The sequence below is a fragment of the Pseudomonas sp. GXM4 genome, assembly GCF_008923895.1.
GTDB classification, from domain to species: Bacteria; Pseudomonadota; Gammaproteobacteria; order Pseudomonadales; family Pseudomonadaceae; genus Aquipseudomonas; species Aquipseudomonas atacamensis.
In genome coordinates, this window is sequence record NZ_WBRZ01000095.1 from 1 (window position 1) to 18,742 (window position 18,742).

Below are 18,742 nucleotides of genomic sequence, written 5' to 3' on the forward strand. Positions count from 1 at the left end.
CTCCCACAGGGTTCTTTGTGGAACACAATTTTGCGTTCGCCCCATAGCCCTGTGGGAGCTGGCTTGCCAGCGATGACTGACTTCAGAGCGCTACAGAATTCACTTCTTGGCAGCAATCATCGCCAAAAACGCCGGCATCGCCGCGTCCTTGTCCGCCGCAATCTTCTGCACGTGCGGATTCTGCTCAAGCCGCTCCAGCAGCGCTTTCGCCTGCGGCATCTCGGCCAGCAGATCAATCCCGAACAGCTTCTGCCCGACCGCACAGGCCAGCGGCACGCTGTAGAGGAAATACAAATCGGCAATGCTCAGGCTGTCACCCGCCACGTACGGGGCGAACTTGCCATGACGGCCCAGCGCCGCGAAGCCCAGCAGCAGCTCGGTCCGGGTCTTCTCTTTGATCGCCTCCGGCAACGTCATACCGAAAAACGCCTCGCCATAGCAGGCACGCCCCGGCAACTCGATGTACAACTCGATCTCCTTGGCAATTGCCAATACCTGCGCGCGCTCGAACGGGTCGCTGGGCAGGAGCGGCGTGCCCTTTTTTGCTTGTTCGAGGTATTCGAGGATGATCGCGGTTTCGTTGATATAGCCGGCGTCGACACCCAGCACCGGGACCTTGCCGCGCGGGCTGATCGCCAGTGACTCCGGGGTTTGCGCCGGGTAGAAGGTCACCTCTTCGAAGGGCAGGCCTTTTTCCAGCAGCGCCAGTTTGACCATGTTGTAGTAGTTGCTGACAGCAAATCCGTAGAGCTTGAACATCACAGAGCCTCCAGGCCGTGCGGGGTGGGCAGTGCCTGTTTATAGAACGCCGCGACGTTTCCCGCCAGCAGCATCACGCCGCTGAATGCGGGTAAACTGGCGCCTTTCCCTGAGGAGCCTGCCATGAGCGAGCCGACAGATATCGTCAGCGATGACGACGAAGAAGCATTCACCGAAGCGACGCTGATCGAAGCCATCGAGAACCAGATCGAAAGCGACAACCCGCCGGCGGCCAAGGCGACGTTGAACAAGCTGACTTTGGTCGGCATGGACCGTGAGGAGATCCTCAATCTGATGGCCCACGTGCTGGCTTTCGAAATTGACGCGATGCTCGATGAAGATCGCCCGTTCGACACCCAGTGGTACGAAGCGGCACTGCGCGCTTTGCCAGAGCTGCCACCGGAAAAGCAGTAACCACATCACTCTTGTGGGAGCGAGCAGGCTCGCTCCCACAAGGTTTGTTACGCATCCATCCAGCCATCTGCTGCCGCCCGACTACACTGGAATTCGCCTCAAGACAAAATCCCCTGATCCGAGCACTGGACATGCTGCACCAGCGGGTTCACCTTAGAGGCGCTGTCGTCCAATTCCTAGAAAGTCTGGAGTCCTTATGTCGCTTACCCCTGAGTTGGTTGCCGAACTGGAAGTCCTTGCACTCTTCAACCTGGACAGTTCCCAGGAAGGTCTGAAAATTCACCAGACCGCTGCCCCGAAACATATCGCTGCTGCCCAGCGCCTCTTTGAAAAAGAACTCACCGACCAGCCCGATGGCGGTTATCTGACCAGCCTCGGTCGCGATGCCGCGCAAAACGTGCAGACCGTACTGACGATTTTGAAAGAACAGGAAACCGCCTGATTTCTCTGACTTTGCCCACGGGAACTCCTGCCACGGGATTTCCGCGGGCCCGCCCGATCGCTGTCGATAAAAAACTGACGTCAAAAAACAAATTCAGCTTAAACGTCCTGCCGCGCAGCGGCTAAACTGCGGCCATTCCGAGACCCTCTACGTCCGAGCCTGCAAGCCGGTTTGAGCTGACATGACCCGCACCCACGAAATCCGCCCCGACCTGGACGAAGGCATCGACCGCAAGGTACTCAGCCAACTGCGCGCACGTTTTCTCAAACTCAATGACGGCCGCCTCGGCCGCGCCCTCGAAGGCTTGTCGACGCGCCAGCAAAGCGTGTTGACGCTGTTGCCGCTGTTCTTTCACGTCAATCATCCGTTGCTGCCCGGCTATGTCTCGGGCAGTACGCCGGCCGGGCTCTCGAATTATGAGCCGGACGCCAATGCGCTGACCGAGGCGCAGCGCCTGACTCGCTCGTTCTCTTACAGGCCGCGCCACGGCAGCAACCCGCCGCGACCGATCCACGGCCTGTTCCTGATGGGCAGCCTCGGCACACTGGCCCAGGCCGATCAGAGCGACATGGACGTGTGGGTCTGCCATGGGCCGGATCTGAGCGAAAGCGAGCTCGCCGAGCTGAGCAAGAAGTGCCAATTGCTGGAAGCCTGGGCTGCGAGCCAGGGTGCCGAAGCGCATTTCTTCCTGATCGACCCGGCGCGCTTCGTCAAAGGCGAACGAGATTCCAAGCTCAGTTCGGACAACTGCGGCAGCACCCAGCACTATCTGCTGCTCGACGAGTTTTATCGCACGGCGATCTGGCTGGCCGGACGCACGCCGATCTGGTGGCTGGTGCCGGTCTATGAAGAAACAGCCTACGACGCCTACACCCACACCCTGCTGTCCAAACGCTTTATTCGCGCCGACGAAACCCTCGATCTCGGGCCGATGGCAACCATTCCGCCCGGAGAATTCATCGGCGCCGGGTTGTGGCAGTTGTTCAAAGGCATCGAGTCGCCCTACAAGTCGGTGCTCAAACTGCTGCTGACCGAGGTGTACGCCAGCGAACACCCGCACGTGCAGTGCCTGAGTCTACGCTTCAAGAAAGCCGTGTTCGCCAATCAGCTCGATCTCGATGAGCTTGACCCGTACATGGTGGTGTACCGGCGTATCGAGGAATACCTGATCGCCCGCAACGAACCGGAACGTCTTGAGCTGGTGCGCCGCGCGCTGTATCTGAAGGTCAACCGCAAGCTCACCGGCAACAGCCGCAGCCAGGGCTGGCAACGCACACTGCTCGAACGCCTGGCTGGCGAGTGGCATTGGGATCAACGGCAACTGGCGCTGCTCGACAGCCGCAGTCAGTGGAAAGTCCGCCAGGTCAGCGCCGAGCGCCGCGCGCTGGTCAACGAACTCAATTACAGCTATCGCTTCCTGACCCAGTTCGCCCGCAGCGAACAGACTGTCAGCCTGATCAACAAGCGCGACCTCAACGTCCTCGGCCGGCGCCTGTACGCAGCGTTCGAGCGCAAGGCCGACAAGGTCGAGTTCATCAATCCGGGCATCGCCCCGGATCTGGCCGAAGACACCCTGACCCTGGTGCAGTCGCCGAACAAAAAGGAGCCGGGGCAGACCCAGTGGGGCCTGTACAACGGCAGCCTGACGGCGCTGGAGTGGGAACACTTCGCGCCGATCAAGCGCAGTCGCGAGCTGCTTGAACTGCTGACTTGGTGCCACCGCAACGGCGTGATCGACAGCAGCACCCGCCTGGCCCTGCATCCGGGCACCAGCGACTTGAGCGAGTTCGAGCTGTTCAACCTGCTCGGCAGCTTGCAGCAGTGCATCGCCCTGCCCTTGTCCACCGTCGCCGAAGAGCCCTTGCTGCGCGCCGCCGTGCCCAGCGAAGTGCTGCTGCTGATCAACGTCGGCGTCGACCCGCTCAAGCATCACCGTGATCTGAACATCCTGATGACCACCGAACGCACCGACTCGCTGAGCTATGCCGGTGTGCGCGAGAACCTGGTGCTGACCCTCGACCAGGTCACGCTCAACAGCTGGAACGAAGTGCTGGTCAATCGTTTCGACGGCCAGCATGCGCTGCTCGACTGCCTGCGCGATTACCTCAACAACCTGCCGCGCGGCCCTGTGCAGCCGTCGCTGAAAGTGCGCTGCTTCTGCCACAACCGCGCGCAATTCATTGCCCGCCGCGTCGAGGAAATCGTCGACACCGCGCAGACCCTGTTGCTCAGCGAGTTGAATCACCGCTACCTGATTCAGGTGCAGCAGCACTATCACGTGCTGGAGCTGGTGCCGGGTCAGGTCAACCATGTCGCCCTCGCCACTCTGCCGGCACTGCTCGATTATCTGGGCGAAGAACAACCGCGCTACAGCCCGCTGCACCTCGACCCGATGGCGCTGGAGGACCATGACCTCGCGCTGATCCTGCCGATGGGTCAGCCGGAGTGCATTCAGGTGTTCTACCGCATCAGCGAACAGCAGGCCGAGCTGTACGTGCTGGATGAATTCAATGCGCTGTGGCAGCAGCAACTGCCGTACCACGACGAGCAGAGTCTGCTGGTACCGCTGCAGCGTTTTCTGCAATCGATCCAGTACCGCCGTGAAGCGCAATTGCCGATGGACGGTGGCCCTGCAGGCAGCCCCGAGACTTTGTATTACCAGCTGTTGCCGTCAGGCCCGGGGCGCTCGCGCAGGGTCGAAACCCGGCCGGCACCGCAGACCCCGGTGAACAAACCGTTCTATGACGTACAGGCGATCATCGGTAAAGCCGCGCCCGGCGAAGTGCAGGTCACCCTGTATTGCAATCAGCGCGAATTCAGCGAGCTGGAGCATGGCGACCAGTTGTTCAGCGTGGTCGCCCGAGAGATCGTCGAGCAGCGCCGCGAGACCGAACGCTATCGCTGCTACATCACCGACCTCGACCTGTCGGGGCTGCTCGGTGACGGGCACAGTTCAAGCAATCTGTATCTGCGCTACAAGGCAGACCTGGAGCGCTCGTTGAATGAAGCGCTCGAACAGGTTTGAAGCGGGGATTTATTCGGGGAAGGCGCCGCCATTGACCGGTTGCGATTCCACTTCCAGCAAGGTCAGTTTCAGCGACTTGCCACCCGGGGCCGGCCAATCGATGTGCTGACCGACCTTCAGACCCAGCAGCGCACTGCCGACCGGCGCCAGAATGGAAATCTTGCCTTCATCGGCGTTGGCGTCCTTGGGATAGACCAGCGTCAGGTGGTAATCCTTGCCACTGCCTTCTTCGCGGCAATGCACCCGGGAATTCATGGTCACGACATCGGCGGGCACTTCATCGTGGCCGACCACGGTATCGGCGCGATCCAGCTCGGTTTGCAGCGCAATCACGCCCGGCGCAGCCTGGTCTTTGTCGCTCAGGCTGTCGATCAGGCGCTCCAGACGTTGCACGTCCAGACGGGTAAGGGTGATGGAAGGTGCGGTCATGATCCAGGCAGACTCCTTTCTTCTGCACAAAAAAAGCAAAACCCCGCCAAAAAAGACGGGGTTTTCACCGTGCCTCGGTGGTTTGAGGCGTTCGCGGACACTATCACAGCTCAAAAAATATACAAGTCACGCCCTTTTTTGCCTGGGTGAAACCCTTGTGGCGAGGGGATTTATCCCCGTTCGGCTGCGCAGCAGCCGTATAGATTCTGGGGCCGCTACGCGACCCAACGGGGATAAATCCCCTCGCCACGATATCAACAGGCTTGGGATTTTCGTGCGGCAGCCTGCTGGCAAATCACCCGGCGCCGTTGATCATCGGCCGAGCGCCATTCGCGAATATCTTCAACGTGGCGCGCGCAGCCGAGACAGACTTTCTGTTCGTCCAGCCGACATACGCCCGTGCACGGCGAAGGCACCGCCGGGCTGACGTTGCTGTAGAGCGGTTTCGGCGGGCGAACAGGCGCGGCATCAGTCACGAATCACAGACCTTCGAAATCGAATTCGGCGCCAGCCTGCTGCTTGACGAGACGCTGAAGCATTTCGCCCAATTGCTCTTCGCTCTTGTCGCACATCCAGCGCTCGCTTTCTTCGTCATAGTCGAAGTGGAAACCACCGGACACGGCCGCCAGCCACAGCTGACGCAATGGCTCCTGGCGGCTGAAGATCAGCTGCGAGCCGTTTTCGAACTTGACGGTCAAGACACCTGCCGAGCTTTCCAGATCGATGTCCAGATCGCTTTCGTCAAATATGTCTTCCAGTTTTTCCTGGGTTTCATCGACCAGATCGTGGAAACGGGCTTCGGACAAACTCATTGCGGCAACCTCAAAAATGTCTGATCAGGCTCAAGCGCCGAAAGATACGGACGCTGCCGGCCGATTGCAAAGATTAACGACCAAGCACCAGTTTCCATCCAACATCGCCCTCTGTGGGAGCGAGCTTGCTCGCGAAAGCGGTGTGTCAGGCAACAAACATATCGAATGTGACGACCTCTTCGCGAGCAAGCTCGCTCCCACAGGTATTGCAGGTATCCATCCGGTATCCAGCAAGCCCCGCCGGACGGGAACCCCCTCGCATAGGCAAGCTGCCGGGTGGCCGGTATACTCCGGCGCAATTAACGCATTTTCAAGGATTTCGCCATGAAGCGCCTGATCTCTTCCCTTGCTGCGCTCGTCGCGGTTGCCTGCCTGGTTTCGGCCTGTGGTCAAAAAGGCCCGCTGTACCTGCCCGATGACGACCAGGACCCGGCCGAACAAGCCCAGTCTTCGCAGAAGCAGCCATCCAAGGCTCACAAGCACGACGTTTACTAAGGGATCGCCATGGACGCTTTTAACTACCGTGGCGGGGAGCTGTTCGCGGAAGGTGTGGCGCTGTCCGCCATCGCCGACCGCTTCGGCACGCCCACCTATGTCTACTCGCGCGCGCACATCGAAGCGCAGTATCTGGCCTACGCCGATGCGCTGGCCGGTATGCCGCATCTGGTCTGCTTCGCGGTCAAAGCCAACTCCAACCTCGGTGTACTGAATGTCCTGGCCCGTCTCGGCGCCGGTTTCGACATCGTTTCCCGTGGCGAGCTGGAACGTGTACTGGCCGCAGGTGGCAGCGCCGACAAGATCGTTTTCTCCGGCGTCGGCAAGACCCGTGACGACATGCGCCGCGCGCTCGAAGTCGGCGTGCACTGCTTCAACGTCGAGTCCACCGATGAGCTTGAGCGCCTGCAAGTGGTCGCCGCCGAGCTGGGTGTTCGCGCCCCCGTTTCGCTACGCGTGAACCCGGACGTCGATGCCGGCACCCATCCGTACATTTCCACCGGTCTGAAAGAGAACAAGTTCGGCATCGCCATTGCCGACGCCGAAGACGTGTACGTGCGCGCCGCGCATCTGCCGAACCTGGAAGTGATCGGTGTCGACTGCCACATCGGTTCGCAACTGACCACGCTGCCACCATTTATTGACGCCCTGGATCGCCTGCTGGATCTGGTCGACCGTCTGGGCGATTGCGGGATTCACCTGCGCCACATCGATCTCGGTGGCGGCCTGGGCGTGCGTTATCGCGATGAAGAGCCGCCGTTGGCTGCTGATTACATCAAAGCCGTGCGCGAGCGTCTCGACGGGCGTGACCTGGCGCTGGTGTTCGAACCGGGTCGCTTCATTGTTGCCAATGGCGGCGTGTTGCTGACGCAGGTCGAATACCTCAAGCACACCGAGCACAAGGATTTCGCCATCGTCGACGCGGCGATGAACGACCTGATCCGCCCGGCGCTGTATCAGGCGTGGATGGACGTCACCGCGGTGAAACCGCGCGACAGTGCTGCACGCAAGTACGACATCGTCGGCCCGATCTGCGAAACCGGCGACTTCCTCGCCAAGGACCGCGAGCTGGCGCTGGAAGAAGGCGACTTGCTGGCAGTGCATTCGGCTGGCGCCTACGGTTTTGTGATGAGCTCCAACTACAACACTCGCGGCCGTGCCGCTGAAGTGCTGGTGGATGGTGATCAGGTTTTTGAAGTGCGTCGCCGCGAAACCGTGGCCGAGCTGTTTGCCGGCGAAAGCCTGCTGCCGGAGTAACCCATGCTGCTGCGTTTTACCAAAATGCACGGCCTGGGCAACGACTTCATGGTCCTCGACCTGGTCAGCCAGCACGCGCACATTCAGCCCAAACACGCCAAGCAATGGGGCGACCGCCACACCGGGATCGGTTTCGACCAGTTGCTGATCGTCGAAGCACCGAGTAACCCGGATGTGGATTTCCGCTACCGGATCTTCAACTCCGACGGTTCGGAAGTGGAGCAGTGCGGCAACGGTGCGCGCTGCTTCGCCCGCTTCGTGCTCGACAAGCGTCTGACTGCGAAACGGCAGATCCGCGTCGAGACCAAGGGCGGCATCATTGAACTGGACGTGCGTAACGACGGCCAGATCGGCGTGAACATGGGCGCGCCGCGCCTGGTGCCGGCGGACATTCCATTTCAGGCGCCGGCCCAGGCCAGCAGCTATCAGCTGGACGTCGATGGCACTACGGTCGAATTGGCCGCCGTGTCGATGGGCAATCCCCATGCGGTCATTCGCGTGGACGACATCAACAGCGCACCGGTGCATGAACTGGGGCCGAAGATCGAGCACCATCCGCGCTTTCCGGCGCGGGTCAATGTCGGCTTCCTTCAGGTCATCGATCGCCATCGCGCGCAACTGCGTGTGTGGGAACGCGGCGCCGGGGAAACCCAGGCCTGCGGCACCGGCGCCTGTGCCGCGGCGGTGGCGGCCATCAGTCAGGGGTGGATGGATTCGCCGCTGTTGATCGACCTGCCCGGCGGACGCCTGTCCATCGAGTGGGCCGGCCCGGGCGAACCGGTGTTGATGACCGGTCCGGCAGTGCGTGTATACGAAGGACAAGTGCGTCTTTGAGCGAGCAGAAATCATGACCGACAAGCCACAGGTACCCGCCCGACCAGTCGACGAATCAGCGTCCGAGAGCCTTGAGGCAGCCGCGGTTGCCGCCTACCTGGAGGCTCATCCGGACTTCTTCGTCGAGCACGAAGAGCTGCTGCCGTCGCTGCGCATTCCGCACCGACGTGGCGACACCGTGTCGCTGGTCGAGCGGCAGATGACCATCCTGCGCGACCGCAATATCGAGATGCGCCATCGCCTTTCGCATCTGATGGACGTGGCCCGCGACAACGATCGCCTGTTCGAAAAGACCCGCCGCCTGATTCTCGCGCTGATGGATGCATCGACCCTGGAAGACGTGGTCATCAGCGTTGAAGACAGCCTGCGTCAGGATTTCCAGGTGCCCTTCGTCAGCCTGATCCTGCTCGGCGACAACCCCGCACCGGTCGGCCGCTGGGTGACCCACGCCGATGCGCAAACCGCGATCGGCGGCCTGCTCACCGAAGGCAAAAGCGTCAGCGGCAGCCTGCGTGAACATGAGCTGGACTTCCTCTTTGGCGAAGAACAGCGCCAGCAGATCGGCTCGACCGCCGTGGTTGCCGTCAGCCATCAGGGCATTCACGGCATTCTGGCCATCGCCAGCCGCGACCCGCAGCACTACAAGAGCTCGGTCGGCACCCTGTTCCTCAGTTACATCGCCGAGGTCATGGGCCGCGTGCTGCCACGGGTCAACAGCTCGCTGCGCTCGGTACGCTGACCATGGAACGACAACTGGACGCTTACTGCGAACATCTGCGCAGTGAGCGACAGGTGTCGCCGCACACCCTGTCGGCTTATCGCCGCGACCTCGATAAAGTCCTCGGCTGGTGCATCAAGCAGAACATCGGCAGCTGGGCCGCGCTGGACATCCAGCGCCTGCGCAGCCTGATCGCCCGGTTGCATGCGCAAGGCCAGTCCTCGCGCAGCCTCGCCCGCCTGCTCTCGGCGGTGCGCGGGCTCTATCACTACTTGAATCGCGAAGGCCTGTGCGACCACGACCCGGCCACCGGCCTGGCCCCGCCGAAAGGCGAACGGCGCCTGCCGAAGACCCTTGATACCGATCGCGCATTGCAGCTGCTTGAAGGTGCGGTCGAGGACGATTTTCTCGCCCGACGCGATCAGGCGATTCTTGAGCTGTTCTATTCTTCTGGCCTGCGCCTGTCCGAGCTGACCGGGCTCAATCTCGATCAACTCGACCTCGCCGACGGCATGGTTCAGGTGCTCGGCAAGGGCAGCAAGACCCGACTGTTGCCGGTTGGCACCAAGGCCCGCGAAGCCTTGGAACACTGGTTGCCGCTTAGAGCCATGACCAACCCGGCGGACGATGCGGTTTTTGTCAGCCAGCAAGGTCGGCGTCTCGGCCCCCGGGCGATTCAGGTGCGGGTCAAACTGGCTGGCGAGCGCGAGCTGGGGCAGAACCTGCATCCGCACATGCTGCGGCACTCGTTCGCCAGCCATTTGCTCGAGTCTTCACAGGATCTGCGCGCGGTGCAGGAATTGCTCGGTCACTCTGATATCAAAACCACACAGATCTATACCCACCTCGACTTCCAGCATCTGGCGGCGGTCTACGACAGCGCCCATCCCCGGGCCAAACGCATGAAAGGCGATGATTCATGAGCATTCAGTTGATCACCTTCGACCTCGACGACACCCTGTGGGACACCGCTCCGGTGATCGCCAGCGCCGAAACCGTATTGCGCGAATGGCTGAGCGAACATGCGTCGAGTCTGGGCGCGGTGCCGGTGGAGCATTTGTGGTCGATTCGCGAGCGAGTGCTGGCGGGCGAACCGGGGCTCAAGCACCGCATCAGCGCGCTGCGTCGACGTGTGCTGTTCCACGCGCTGGAAGAAGCCGGGTATGCCCACGGCGAGGCGTCGGAGCTGGCTGACAAGGCTTTTGAAGTGTTCCTGCATGCGCGGCATCAGATCGAAGTGTTCCCGGAGGTCGAGCCGCTGCTGGAGCTGCTCGCCAATCATTACGCCCTCGGCGTGGTCACCAATGGCAATGCCGACGTGCGTCGGCTGGGGCTGGCGGATTACTTCAAGTTCGCCTTGTGCGCCGAAGACATCGGCATCGCCAAACCGGATGCGCGGCTGTTTCATGAAGCGTTGCAGCGCGGCGGTGTAAGCCCTGCAGTGGCGGTGCATGTCGGCGATCATCCTGGCGATGACATTGCCGGCGCTCAGCAGGCAGGCTTGCGCGCGGTGTGGTTCAACCCGACGGGCAAGGTCTGGGAGGCGGAGCGCTTGCCGGATGCGGAGATTCGCAGCCTGACCGAATTGCCCGCCGTCCTCTCCCGCTGGAATGCTTCCTCGAACTGATCTCCCACAGGGGACTGCATTTGTTTTCAACGGATTTATTTCAGGCATAAAAAAGCCCGCAGCGACGGCGGGCTTTTTCAGCAAGCGAGCGACGCGCCTCAGATAGGGCGGCTGCCGTACTTGTTGTCCGGCTTCTTGGGCGGATCGGCGACCACGTTGGCCTCCACTTCCTGCACCTTGCCGCCGCGCGCAAGGAATTCTTCCATGGCCTTGGCCAGGGCGTCACGCTCCTTGTTCTTGGCTTCGATGCTCGGCAACTCGTCGACCGAGACCGCAGCCTTGGCTTTGCCTTTGGCAGCCGGGGCCGGCGTGTCGTCACCGCCATCGTCTTCGGCAACGTCTTCCGCTGCCGCTTCCAGGCCTTCCTCGGCCTCGTCTTCGTCGCCTACTTCGAGGTCGTCGTTTTCCAGATCATCGTCGCTCATGTTCTACCTCATGACTTGCCAAAAGCAGATTAGTTATAGACCAGCTTTGGCGGCTGTCGAAGCCGCCGTTGAAAAATCTTCTGCCGCTGCCCGGCAGCGGCTCATGCCTGTTCACCGTGCAAGGTGGCGAGGACTTTACGGGCACCGCCATGATCACGGTGCTCGCCCAGATAAATCCCTTGCCAGGTACCCAGTGCCAGCCGCCCTGCCGCAACCGGCAGACTGACCTGGCAACCGAGCACGCTGGCCTTGAAGTGCGCCGGGAGATCATCCGGGCCTTCGTCGTTGTGCTCGTAGCCGTCCGTTCCTTGTGGGATCAGACGATTGAAAAATCGTTCGAAGTCGCGACGAACTGCCGGATCGGCGTTCTCGTTGATGGTCAACGACGCCGACGTGTGCTGCAGCCACAAATGCAACAGACCGACCCGACAGGTCTTGAGTTCAGGCAAGCCTGCGAGCAACTCGTCCGTCACCAGATGAAAGCCCCGGGGCCTTGCCCGCAGGGTTATCAGAGTCTGTTGCCACATACAGTTCTCCGCTCGTTCGGGGCGCATTCTAGCGTGCTCTGAAAAAAAACAAAGGCCCTAATATTCCTGCAGCGATGTAAGCGATTGCCCGCAGAAAAAGCCTCGTCGTAAAGACGACCAAAGCCGTAAGAAAAATCCTTTCAGCCGCACCTTGAATGACAAATCCCGGACAAAAAAATGCCCGGCGAACCGGGCAGTTTTTTATCGCGCGTACTTACAGGTTGTAGCCGCGTTCGTTGTGTTGTGCCAGATCGAGGCCGACCGACTCTTCTTCCTCGGTTACGCGCAGACCCATGACGGCGTCCAGCACCTTGAGGATGATGAAGGTGACGATCGCGGTGTAGATCACCGTGAAGCCGACGCCTTTGATCTGAATCCAGACCTGCGCGCCGATGTCAGTCACGGTGCCGAAGCCGCCCAGTGCCGGTGCGGCGAACACACCAGTGAGGATCGCGCCGAGGATACCGCCGATGCCGTGCACGCCGAAGGCGTCCAGGGAATCGTCATAGCCGAGTTTGCGTTTCAGGGTGGTGGCGCAGAAGAAGCACACCACGCCTGCGGCCAGACCGATCACCAGTGCACCCATCGGGCCCACAGTGCCAGCGGCTGGAGTGATCGCGACCAGACCGGCGACCACACCCGAAGCAATACCCAGTGCGCTTGGCTTGCCGTGGGTGACCCACTCGGCAAACATCCAGCCCAGTGCCGCAGCGGCGGTGGCGATCTGGGTAACCAGCATGGCCATACCGGCAGTGCCGTTGGCAGCAGCAGCGGAGCCGGCGTTGAAGCCGAACCAGCCGACCCACAGCATCGCCGCGCCCATCAGCGTGTAGCCGAGGTTGTGCGGAGCCATTGGTGTGGTCGGGAAGCCTTTGCGCTTGCCCAGTACCAGGCACGCGACCAGACCGGCGATACCGGCGTTGATGTGCACCACGGTGCCGCCAGCGAAGTCGAGCACGCCCCAGTCCCACATCAGGCCGCCGTTACCGGACCAGACCATGTGCGCGATCGGTGCATAAACCAGCGTGAACCAGATGCCCATGAAGATCAGCATCGCGGAGAACTTCATGCGCTCGGCGAACGCACCGACGATCAGCGCCGGGGTGATGATCGCGAAGGTCATCTGGAAGGTGATGAACACCGCCTCAGGGAACAGCGCCGCCGGGCCGGTGATGCTCGAAGGCGTGACACCGGCGAGGAACGCCTTGCCCATGCCGCCGAAGAACGAATTGAAGTTGACGACGCCCTGCTCCATGCCGGTGGTGTCGAAGGCAATGCTGTAGCCATAAATGACCCACAGGATGCTGATCAGACCGGTAATGGCGAAGCACTGCATCAGCACGGAAAGAATGTTTTTCGAGCGAACCATACCGCCGTAGAACAGCGCCAGGCCGGGAATGGTCATGAACAGCACGAGCGCTGTCGAGGTGAGCATCCAGGCGGTGTCGCCGGAATTGAGGACTGGCGCTGCCACTTCGTCTGCCGCCATGGCGATGCCGGGCATTACGATGGACAACAGGGCGCCTAGCCCTGCGAATTTACGCAGAGTCATATTGTTTTCTCCTGGGGCGTTGGGTTTGTGGCGGCGCTTAGATCGCGTCGGTATCGGTTTCGCCGGTACGGATGCGGATCGCCTGTTCCAGATTGACCACGAAGATCTTGCCGTCACCGATCTTGCCGGTGTTGGCCGCTTTGGTTATCGCCTCGATAACCCGATCCAGATCCTTGTCGTCGATGGCCACGTCGATTTTCACCTTGGGCAGAAAATCGACCACATATTCCGCGCCGCGATACAGCTCGGTGTGACCCTTCTGCCGGCCGAAGCCTTTGACTTCAGTGACGGTAATGCCCTGCACGCCGATTTCGGACAGCGACTCGCGCACGTCGTCCAACTTGAACGGCTTGATGATGGCAGTGACTAGCTTCATGAAACTCTCTCCCGAATTGGTGGACTTGCCCCAGGAAAACAAACCCGTCTCAAGTCTAAGCGCAGTGCCTGGCTTTGTAACGCATCGTTGACGCCAGCTAACCGCATCAGACGAAACTCCCCGCTTCGTCTGCCGCACTGCATTCGTCACAGCGACTGCATCAGTGCATGGGTCGAGGGTGACTAAGCAGAAACCTTGCCAGCTCGGCAAAAACCCTGCATTTCAATCTCTTGGCCCCTGTTGCACGCGCTCGGGCAGAAAAGCTTTTGCCGATACGCACAACAACGGTGCGCCACCGTCCGTCCCCCTGCGCGAAAAGCGTGCATCCGTGCAACGGGATTGACTATAGACACTGCGTGATACACTGCCGGCCATTGTTTCCAGGACATTCCCCATGCTCGCGCCCAAAGACTTCCTCGACGCCCTGAGCGGCACCGCTTCCCGCCTCTTCAACGGCGACACCCCGCTGCCGAAAGCCGAAATCGAAAGCCAGTTCAAAATGCTGCTGCAAAGTGCCTTCAGCAAACTCGATCTGGTCAGCCGGGAAGAGTTTGATAGTCAGATGGTGGTGTTGGCTCGCACGCGGGCCCGCCTCGAAAGCCTCGAAGCCAAAGTCGCCGAGATGGAAGCGAAACTGACACCGCCCGCGGAATAATTCGCGCCTCCTGGAGCTGCCGAAGGCTGCGATCTTTTGATCGATAGCCCTTCGACCATCCCGGCAACGTCCTAAAACCTTAAATGACCGCCGTCCGATTGCGCCAAAAAAGCCCAGGTTTCTAAGCTCATCTGATGCTGAATGTTCAGCAGAGGGTTGGGCGACCCGGGCAGGGCCATGGTGGAAAAGGGCTTCGCGGATGCTGCAATCGCTATGAGCCCGCATGCCGGAGCTGGGCTCTGCGCAAATCGTAAGTCGACTGAAGATTCATCCAGAACTCAGGCGTAGTGTTGAGATGAGTGGCAAGGCTGATTGCCAGATCGGCGCAGATCCTGAGCTGGCATTTCACAAGCTTTTCGATCTCACTTTCGGGCCAGTTCGTGGGCATGGCCAGATCCATGACAGTCATGCCCAACGGCTCCATGAACTCCTTATTCAGAACCTCGCCCGGATGAATCGGGCGCATACCATTGCGGTTCATTTTTCGCCTCCAGAGGCTGCGTTGAGTGACCAAACTGGAGCATCCGATTCAGGAAAACAAGACCATCAAAACCGTTTGGCCGGCGTCCTACAACTAATAGGGCATAACCCCACGAGAATCAGCGTCTGCGCCTGATTCCGTGAGTTCTTGGCTGTGATTAGGCTGGTGGCTTTCGCCTGCGCTGGTCGATCCTATTCGTCGAGTTCCAGGCGATACACATTGATCGCCAGACACTCTGGTTCTGGATCCCTCTTGTCTCATTTGCTCAAGCTCAAAGAAAACACGCTGGTTCAGCATCCAGATGGTGGTTACATCTTTGGCACGATCCCCGATATGCCAAAATTCGGCTTGCCAGGCGGGAAGATTTATCTGCGGGTAGGTATTCACCGTCGAGCGAATAGTGGTTTTGGCGTAGTGCACATTTGGGAAGCCCATAGTGCCGATTTGCTCAAGCATGGTTGCCAGACTGCCGATGGGGTAGCAGCGATTGTTGCGAAAATGATCGTCCCGGGGGCACAAATCTATTGTGAGTTCAAAGAACAGCGATGTGGAAACAGGGTCGCGGTACTGAGGACATCTATGGGAACACTGATTCTTGAACCGCGACACGAGCGCGCCACAGGATTTGGTTACTTCGTGGTGACTTGGTACCCGCAAAAACGTGCACATGGCACGTTAGTGGGGCAGATACCACGAGCACCACCAAATCAGAAATAAAAAAAGGCGTCCGATGGACGCCTTTTAAGTATTTTTTGAGGAGTAGTCGCAGCGATTCTTTAGCTCCTGGCTTCACGGCCTTGGGTTCAGAATCCGACAGGCTAGCCCGTCGTCACTACTTCAGAGAAACCAGCTTTCTCTGCTGCCAAAAATGCGGGGGAGCTTTTGCTGGTGCCCAGTCCCGACGAATGCGCAGTTGCAGTCCTCGAACGGGATGATCCGTCAATGCCGGTCGAGAGTCAACGGTCCAATTCAGGCAAGCAATGACAGCCCATCGGGTCTTGATACGTCTTGTAAACCTCTATTTCAGCACTGAAACCCGGCTCAACTACCCTTCAAAAACCCGCATGAAGCGGCTCCCCGATTCAACTCAAGGAACGACCATGTCCCTCTCCATCGTCCACAGTCGCGCCCAGATTGGCGTGGAAGCCCCCGCTGTTACCGTCGAAGTTCATCTGGCCAACGGTCTTCCCTCGCTGACCATGGTCGGCCTGCCTGAAGCGGCGGTGAAGGAGAGCAAGGATCGGGTGCGCAGTGCGATCATCAATTCCGGGCTGCAATTTCCGGCGCGGCGGATCACCTTGAATCTGGCGCCGGCGGACCTGCCCAAGGATGGCGGACGCTTCGATCTGGCAATTGCCTTGGGGATTTTGTCGGCCAGTGTGCAGGTGCCCTGCCTGACCCTGGACGAGGTGGAATGTCTGGGTGAATTGGCATTGTCCGGTGCCGTGCGACCAGTGCGTGGCGTGCTGCCGGCGGCACTGGCGGCGCGCAAGGCCGGGCGGGCGTTGGTGGTGCCTCGAGCGAATGCGGAAGAGGCGTGCCTGGCTTCGGGGCTGAAAGTGTTCGCAGTCGATCACTTGCTGGAAGCGGTGGCGCATTTCAATGGGCACACACCGGTCGAGCCTTACGTTTCCGATGGTTTGATGCACGCGGCCAAACCCTATCCCGACCTCAACGAGGTGCAGGGTCAGACAGCCGCCAAACGCGCACTGCTGATTGCCGCAGCAGGCGCGCACAATTTGTTGTTCAGCGGGCCACCGGGGACGGGCAAGACATTACTGGCCAGTCGTCTGCCGGGGCTGCTGCCGCCGCTATCCGAATGCGAGGCGCTGGAAGTGGCAGCGATTCAATCGGTCGCCAGCGGGGTTCCCTTGACTCACTGGCCGCAGCGGCCGTTCAGGCAACCGCACCATTCGGCGTCCGGGCCGGCATTGGTCGGTGGCAGCTCGAAACCGCAACCCGGCGAAATCACCCTCGCCCACCATGGCGTACTGTTTCTCGATGAGTTGCCGGAGTTTGATCGCAAGGTTCTGGAAGTGCTGCGCGAGCCGTTGGAGTCCGGGCATATCGTCATCGCCCGGGCCAAGGATCGCGTACGTTTCCCCGCGCGATTTCAATTGGTGGCAGCGATGAATCCATGTCCCTGTGGATATCTTGGCGAACCCAGCGGCAAATGCTCGTGCACACCGGACATGGTCCAGCGCTATCGCAACAAGCTGTCAGGGCCGCTGCTGGATCGGATTGATCTGCACCTGACCGTCGCGCGGGAGGCAACCGCATTGAATCCGGCAGCCAAGCCCGGCGAAAACAGCGCCAGCGCTGCGGCGTTGGTGGCCGAAGCGCGGGAGCGTCAGCAGAAACGTCAGGGCTGTGCCAATGCGTTTCTCGATCTGCCGGGGCTCAAGCGTCACTGCACGTTATCCACAGCCGATGAAAAATGGCTGGAAGCGGCCTGCGAGCGATTGATCCTGTCGCTGCGCTCGGCGCATCGCCTGCTCAAGGTCGCGCGCACGCTGGCGGATCTTGAACAGGCCGATGCGATTACCCGCGAGCATCTGGCCGAGGCACTGCAATACCGGCCGGCGACACCTTAATGCTCAGTCAGATCAACCAGCGGTGCCTGACGCACTTCAGTGTCGCGACCGGCCTGAATCTCGGTCACGCGCTTGAGGGCCTTGTCCACCGCCCCTTTGTCGGCCAGCAGGCTGTAGCTGATCTGGAACTGTTTATGTTCTTTTGGGGCAATGGTCGGCACCAGATTCAACGGCCGCTGATAGCGACGGTTGTAGGAGAAACTGGTTCCCGGCTCCAGCCCGGTGACGTAGCCCTGCCCTTGGGTGTCGGTGTTTTTCCACAGCGAAAACACTGGCAACTGCTGAGTGTTGAAGCCAACGGATACGCCGAGGCTACCGGCCTTGTTGTGCAGCACGGTGAGGGTCTCACCCTTGGCGTCCGCATACGGCACGACGTTGTAGACAGTTTCGTCGTAGTCCTTGGTTGGCCCGCGATAGGTCTGCCAGTCGGGCAGATCTCCCTTGGCCTTGTCGTTGAACGGCGAAACCTGCTTCACCGGCGCTGCGAACGTTGCGCCCTGCTCGAGAAACGGCGTGCTGAAATTGCTGTGATACAGCGCCTGATATTCCTTAGCATAGTCGCCGTTGTTGGTCAGGGTGTCGTTGAGGGCGAAGCTTGCGCTGCCCGGTTCGGTGACGAGTTCGGTCGCTACCGAGAAATCGACTTTCTTGAATGCCTGCTCTTTCAGCTCGCCACGCAGCGTGATGGCATACGGCGGCTTCTCGTCGATGTGCAAAGTGACGGTGCTGGCCGGGATGTTGGCGGCGCGACCGTGCAAGGTCAGCAATTCGCCGTTGTCCATGCCGGGATGGCCAACCCACTCGTAACCGCAACGGGTGACCAGTTCATTGAAACCTTCGAGCCAGCCCAGGCCACCGCGACCGTTGAGTTCGATGAACGCCGGGTTGACGACGTCCTTGACCGGCGAGTCCCAGCCCATGCGCACGTCGCCCACCGAAGCCTGCAACACATTCATGCCACGGGTCGGCACGACCGACAGCTTCATCGTGCCGTTATCGATGTCGACAATGCTGACGCCCTCCTGACGACCACCATGCAGGGTACGCAGGGTCACGGAAAACGGTTTGGCGGTTTTTACGCCGAGTTGCTCACTGGTGATCGTCCGGTTTTTTGCCGGAGTATTGGCGTCGAGCAGGACATAGTCCCAGGCCATGGCGTGAGAAGCGGCAGAGAATGCGCCGAGGGCGACGAGAAGTTTGAGCGGGGTCATGGCAGCAGCCTTTATTGGAGTTGTGCCATTTTTATAGCGCTGCTGAAACGTTTCAGCAAGTCCAAAAAAGCGGTGGCAGAAAAGCATTCGCGAGCAGGCTCGCTCCCAC

General features: G+C 60.4%; 23 protein-coding genes. 12 read left to right on the plus strand and 11 right to left on the minus strand.

The window, feature by feature from the left end; all coding sequences use genetic code 11:
• Positions 1-99: 99 nt before the first annotated feature.
• Positions 100-759, minus strand: coding sequence for a glutathione S-transferase (locus F8N49_RS14000; RefSeq protein WP_071172138.1), 660 nt, complete (start codon positions 757-759; stop codon positions 100-102).
• Positions 759-884 carry a hypothetical protein gene (locus F8N49_RS28315; protein WP_256674645.1) on the minus strand — a complete coding sequence of 42 codons (126 nt, stop codon included), beginning with the start codon at positions 882-884 and terminating at the stop codon, positions 759-761. Before F8N49_RS28315 ends, F8N49_RS14000 begins: the two co-directional genes overlap by 1 nt.
• Here F8N49_RS28315 and F8N49_RS14005 point away from each other — a divergent pair.
• The 3 genes from F8N49_RS14005 to F8N49_RS14015 all read left to right on the plus strand — a co-directional run bounded on the left by F8N49_RS14005 (position 883) and on the right by F8N49_RS14015 (position 4,640).
• Entirely contained in the window at positions 883-1,173 is a 291-nt protein-coding gene (locus F8N49_RS14005; protein ID WP_071172137.1) for a hypothetical protein, read from the plus strand. The two genes, F8N49_RS28315 and F8N49_RS14005, sit on opposite strands and share 2 nt — an antisense overlap.
• Positions 1,174-1,369: 196 nt before the next feature.
• The gene (locus tag F8N49_RS14010; RefSeq protein ID WP_016772594.1) at positions 1,370-1,615 is read left to right on the plus strand and encodes a TIGR02647 family protein; all 246 of its coding nucleotides are present in this window, start codon (positions 1,370-1,372) and stop codon (positions 1,613-1,615) included.
• A gap of 181 nt (positions 1,616-1,796) precedes the next feature.
• Positions 1,797-4,640: a class I adenylate cyclase gene (locus F8N49_RS14015; protein ID WP_122751204.1), complete on the plus strand. Its 2,844-nt coding sequence runs from the start codon at positions 1,797-1,799 to the stop codon at positions 4,638-4,640.
• Between the two features lie 9 nt (positions 4,641-4,649).
• Here the strand turns inward: F8N49_RS14015 and rnk are convergent, their stop codons facing one another.
• The 3 genes from rnk to cyaY all read right to left on the minus strand — a co-directional run bounded on the left by rnk (position 4,650) and on the right by cyaY (position 5,881).
• Positions 4,650-5,069: a nucleoside diphosphate kinase regulator gene (rnk, locus tag F8N49_RS14020; RefSeq protein WP_024014769.1), complete on the minus strand. Its 420-nt coding sequence runs from the start codon at positions 5,067-5,069 to the stop codon at positions 4,650-4,652.
• Between the two features lie 254 nt (positions 5,070-5,323).
• The gene (locus tag F8N49_RS14025) at positions 5,324-5,545 is read right to left on the minus strand and encodes a DUF1289 domain-containing protein (protein ID WP_110599860.1); all 222 of its coding nucleotides are present in this window, start codon (positions 5,543-5,545) and stop codon (positions 5,324-5,326) included.
• Between the two features lie 3 nt (positions 5,546-5,548).
• Positions 5,549-5,881 carry an iron donor protein CyaY gene (gene cyaY / locus F8N49_RS14030; protein WP_041476930.1) on the minus strand — a complete coding sequence of 111 codons (333 nt, stop codon included), beginning with the start codon at positions 5,879-5,881 and terminating at the stop codon, positions 5,549-5,551.
• Positions 5,882-6,205: 324 nt separating this feature from the next.
• On the opposite strand from cyaY, the gene F8N49_RS14035 reads away from it, so the two are divergent.
• The 6 genes from F8N49_RS14035 to F8N49_RS14060 are packed head-to-tail and all read left to right on the plus strand — an operon-like array spanning position 6,206 to position 10,812.
• Positions 6,206-6,376, plus strand: coding sequence for a lipoprotein (locus F8N49_RS14035; RefSeq protein ID WP_016772589.1), 171 nt, complete (start codon positions 6,206-6,208; stop codon positions 6,374-6,376).
• Between the two features lie 9 nt (positions 6,377-6,385).
• A complete protein-coding gene (lysA, locus tag F8N49_RS14040) occupies positions 6,386-7,633 on the plus strand; it encodes a diaminopimelate decarboxylase (RefSeq protein WP_071172135.1) in 1,248 nt (415 codons plus the stop codon).
• A 3-nt stretch (positions 7,634-7,636) separates the two neighbouring features.
• Positions 7,637-8,467, plus strand: a complete 831-nt coding sequence (gene dapF / locus F8N49_RS14045; RefSeq protein ID WP_039757394.1) for a diaminopimelate epimerase — start codon at positions 7,637-7,639, stop codon at positions 8,465-8,467.
• A 13-nt stretch (positions 8,468-8,480) separates the two neighbouring features.
• Positions 8,481-9,206: a DUF484 family protein gene (locus F8N49_RS14050; protein ID WP_024014772.1), complete on the plus strand. Its 726-nt coding sequence runs from the start codon at positions 8,481-8,483 to the stop codon at positions 9,204-9,206.
• 2 nt (positions 9,207-9,208) lie between these two features.
• A complete protein-coding gene (xerC, locus tag F8N49_RS14055; RefSeq protein WP_024014773.1) occupies positions 9,209-10,108 on the plus strand; it encodes a tyrosine recombinase XerC in 900 nt (299 codons plus the stop codon).
• A complete protein-coding gene (locus F8N49_RS14060) occupies positions 10,105-10,812 on the plus strand; it encodes an HAD family hydrolase (protein WP_122705583.1) in 708 nt (235 codons plus the stop codon). The genes xerC and F8N49_RS14060 overlap by 4 nt, the downstream gene beginning before the upstream one ends.
• Before the next feature lie 98 nt (positions 10,813-10,910).
• Here the strand turns inward: F8N49_RS14060 and sutA are convergent, their stop codons facing one another.
• From sutA to glnK, 4 genes are all read right to left on the minus strand, one after another.
• The gene (sutA, locus tag F8N49_RS14065; protein WP_016772583.1) at positions 10,911-11,237 is read right to left on the minus strand and encodes a transcriptional regulator SutA; all 327 of its coding nucleotides are present in this window, start codon (positions 11,235-11,237) and stop codon (positions 10,911-10,913) included.
• A 101-nt stretch (positions 11,238-11,338) separates the two neighbouring features.
• Positions 11,339-11,764, minus strand: coding sequence for a secondary thiamine-phosphate synthase enzyme YjbQ (locus tag F8N49_RS14070; protein WP_073470955.1), 426 nt, complete (start codon positions 11,762-11,764; stop codon positions 11,339-11,341).
• A 214-nt stretch (positions 11,765-11,978) separates the two neighbouring features.
• Positions 11,979-13,316 (minus strand): ammonium transporter, encoded by a 1,338-nt coding sequence (locus tag F8N49_RS14075; RefSeq protein ID WP_041476939.1) that lies wholly within the window; start codon positions 13,314-13,316, stop codon positions 11,979-11,981.
• Between the two features lie 37 nt (positions 13,317-13,353).
• On the minus strand, positions 13,354-13,692 hold the full coding sequence (gene glnK, locus F8N49_RS14080; RefSeq protein WP_002555808.1) for a P-II family nitrogen regulator: 339 nt from the start codon (positions 13,690-13,692) through the stop codon (positions 13,354-13,356).
• 394 nt (positions 13,693-14,086) lie between these two features.
• Between glnK and F8N49_RS14085 the strand changes: the two genes are divergently transcribed.
• The gene (locus F8N49_RS14085; protein WP_008086041.1) at positions 14,087-14,347 is read left to right on the plus strand and encodes an accessory factor UbiK family protein; all 261 of its coding nucleotides are present in this window, start codon (positions 14,087-14,089) and stop codon (positions 14,345-14,347) included.
• 211 nt (positions 14,348-14,558) lie between these two features.
• Here the strand turns inward: F8N49_RS14085 and F8N49_RS14090 are convergent, their stop codons facing one another.
• Complete coding sequence (locus F8N49_RS14090; RefSeq protein ID WP_073470954.1) at positions 14,559-14,828, minus strand: HigA family addiction module antitoxin; 270 nt, start codon at positions 14,826-14,828, stop codon at positions 14,559-14,561.
• A gap of 252 nt (positions 14,829-15,080) precedes the next feature.
• On the opposite strand from F8N49_RS14090, the gene F8N49_RS14095 reads away from it, so the two are divergent.
• Together F8N49_RS14095 and F8N49_RS14100 are read left to right on the plus strand one after the other, a co-directional pair.
• Positions 15,081-15,545: a hypothetical protein gene (locus tag F8N49_RS14095; protein ID WP_073470953.1), complete on the plus strand. Its 465-nt coding sequence runs from the start codon at positions 15,081-15,083 to the stop codon at positions 15,543-15,545.
• A gap of 383 nt (positions 15,546-15,928) precedes the next feature.
• Positions 15,929-17,422 (plus strand): YifB family Mg chelatase-like AAA ATPase, encoded by a 1,494-nt coding sequence (locus F8N49_RS14100; protein WP_110644495.1) that lies wholly within the window; start codon positions 15,929-15,931, stop codon positions 17,420-17,422.
• On the opposite strand, the gene F8N49_RS14105 is transcribed toward F8N49_RS14100, so the two are convergent.
• Positions 17,419-18,633 (minus strand): aldose 1-epimerase family protein, encoded by a 1,215-nt coding sequence (locus F8N49_RS14105; RefSeq protein WP_110644496.1) that lies wholly within the window; start codon positions 18,631-18,633, stop codon positions 17,419-17,421. The genes F8N49_RS14100 and F8N49_RS14105 overlap by 4 nt on opposite strands.
• Between the last annotated feature and the right edge of the window lie 109 nt (positions 18,634-18,742).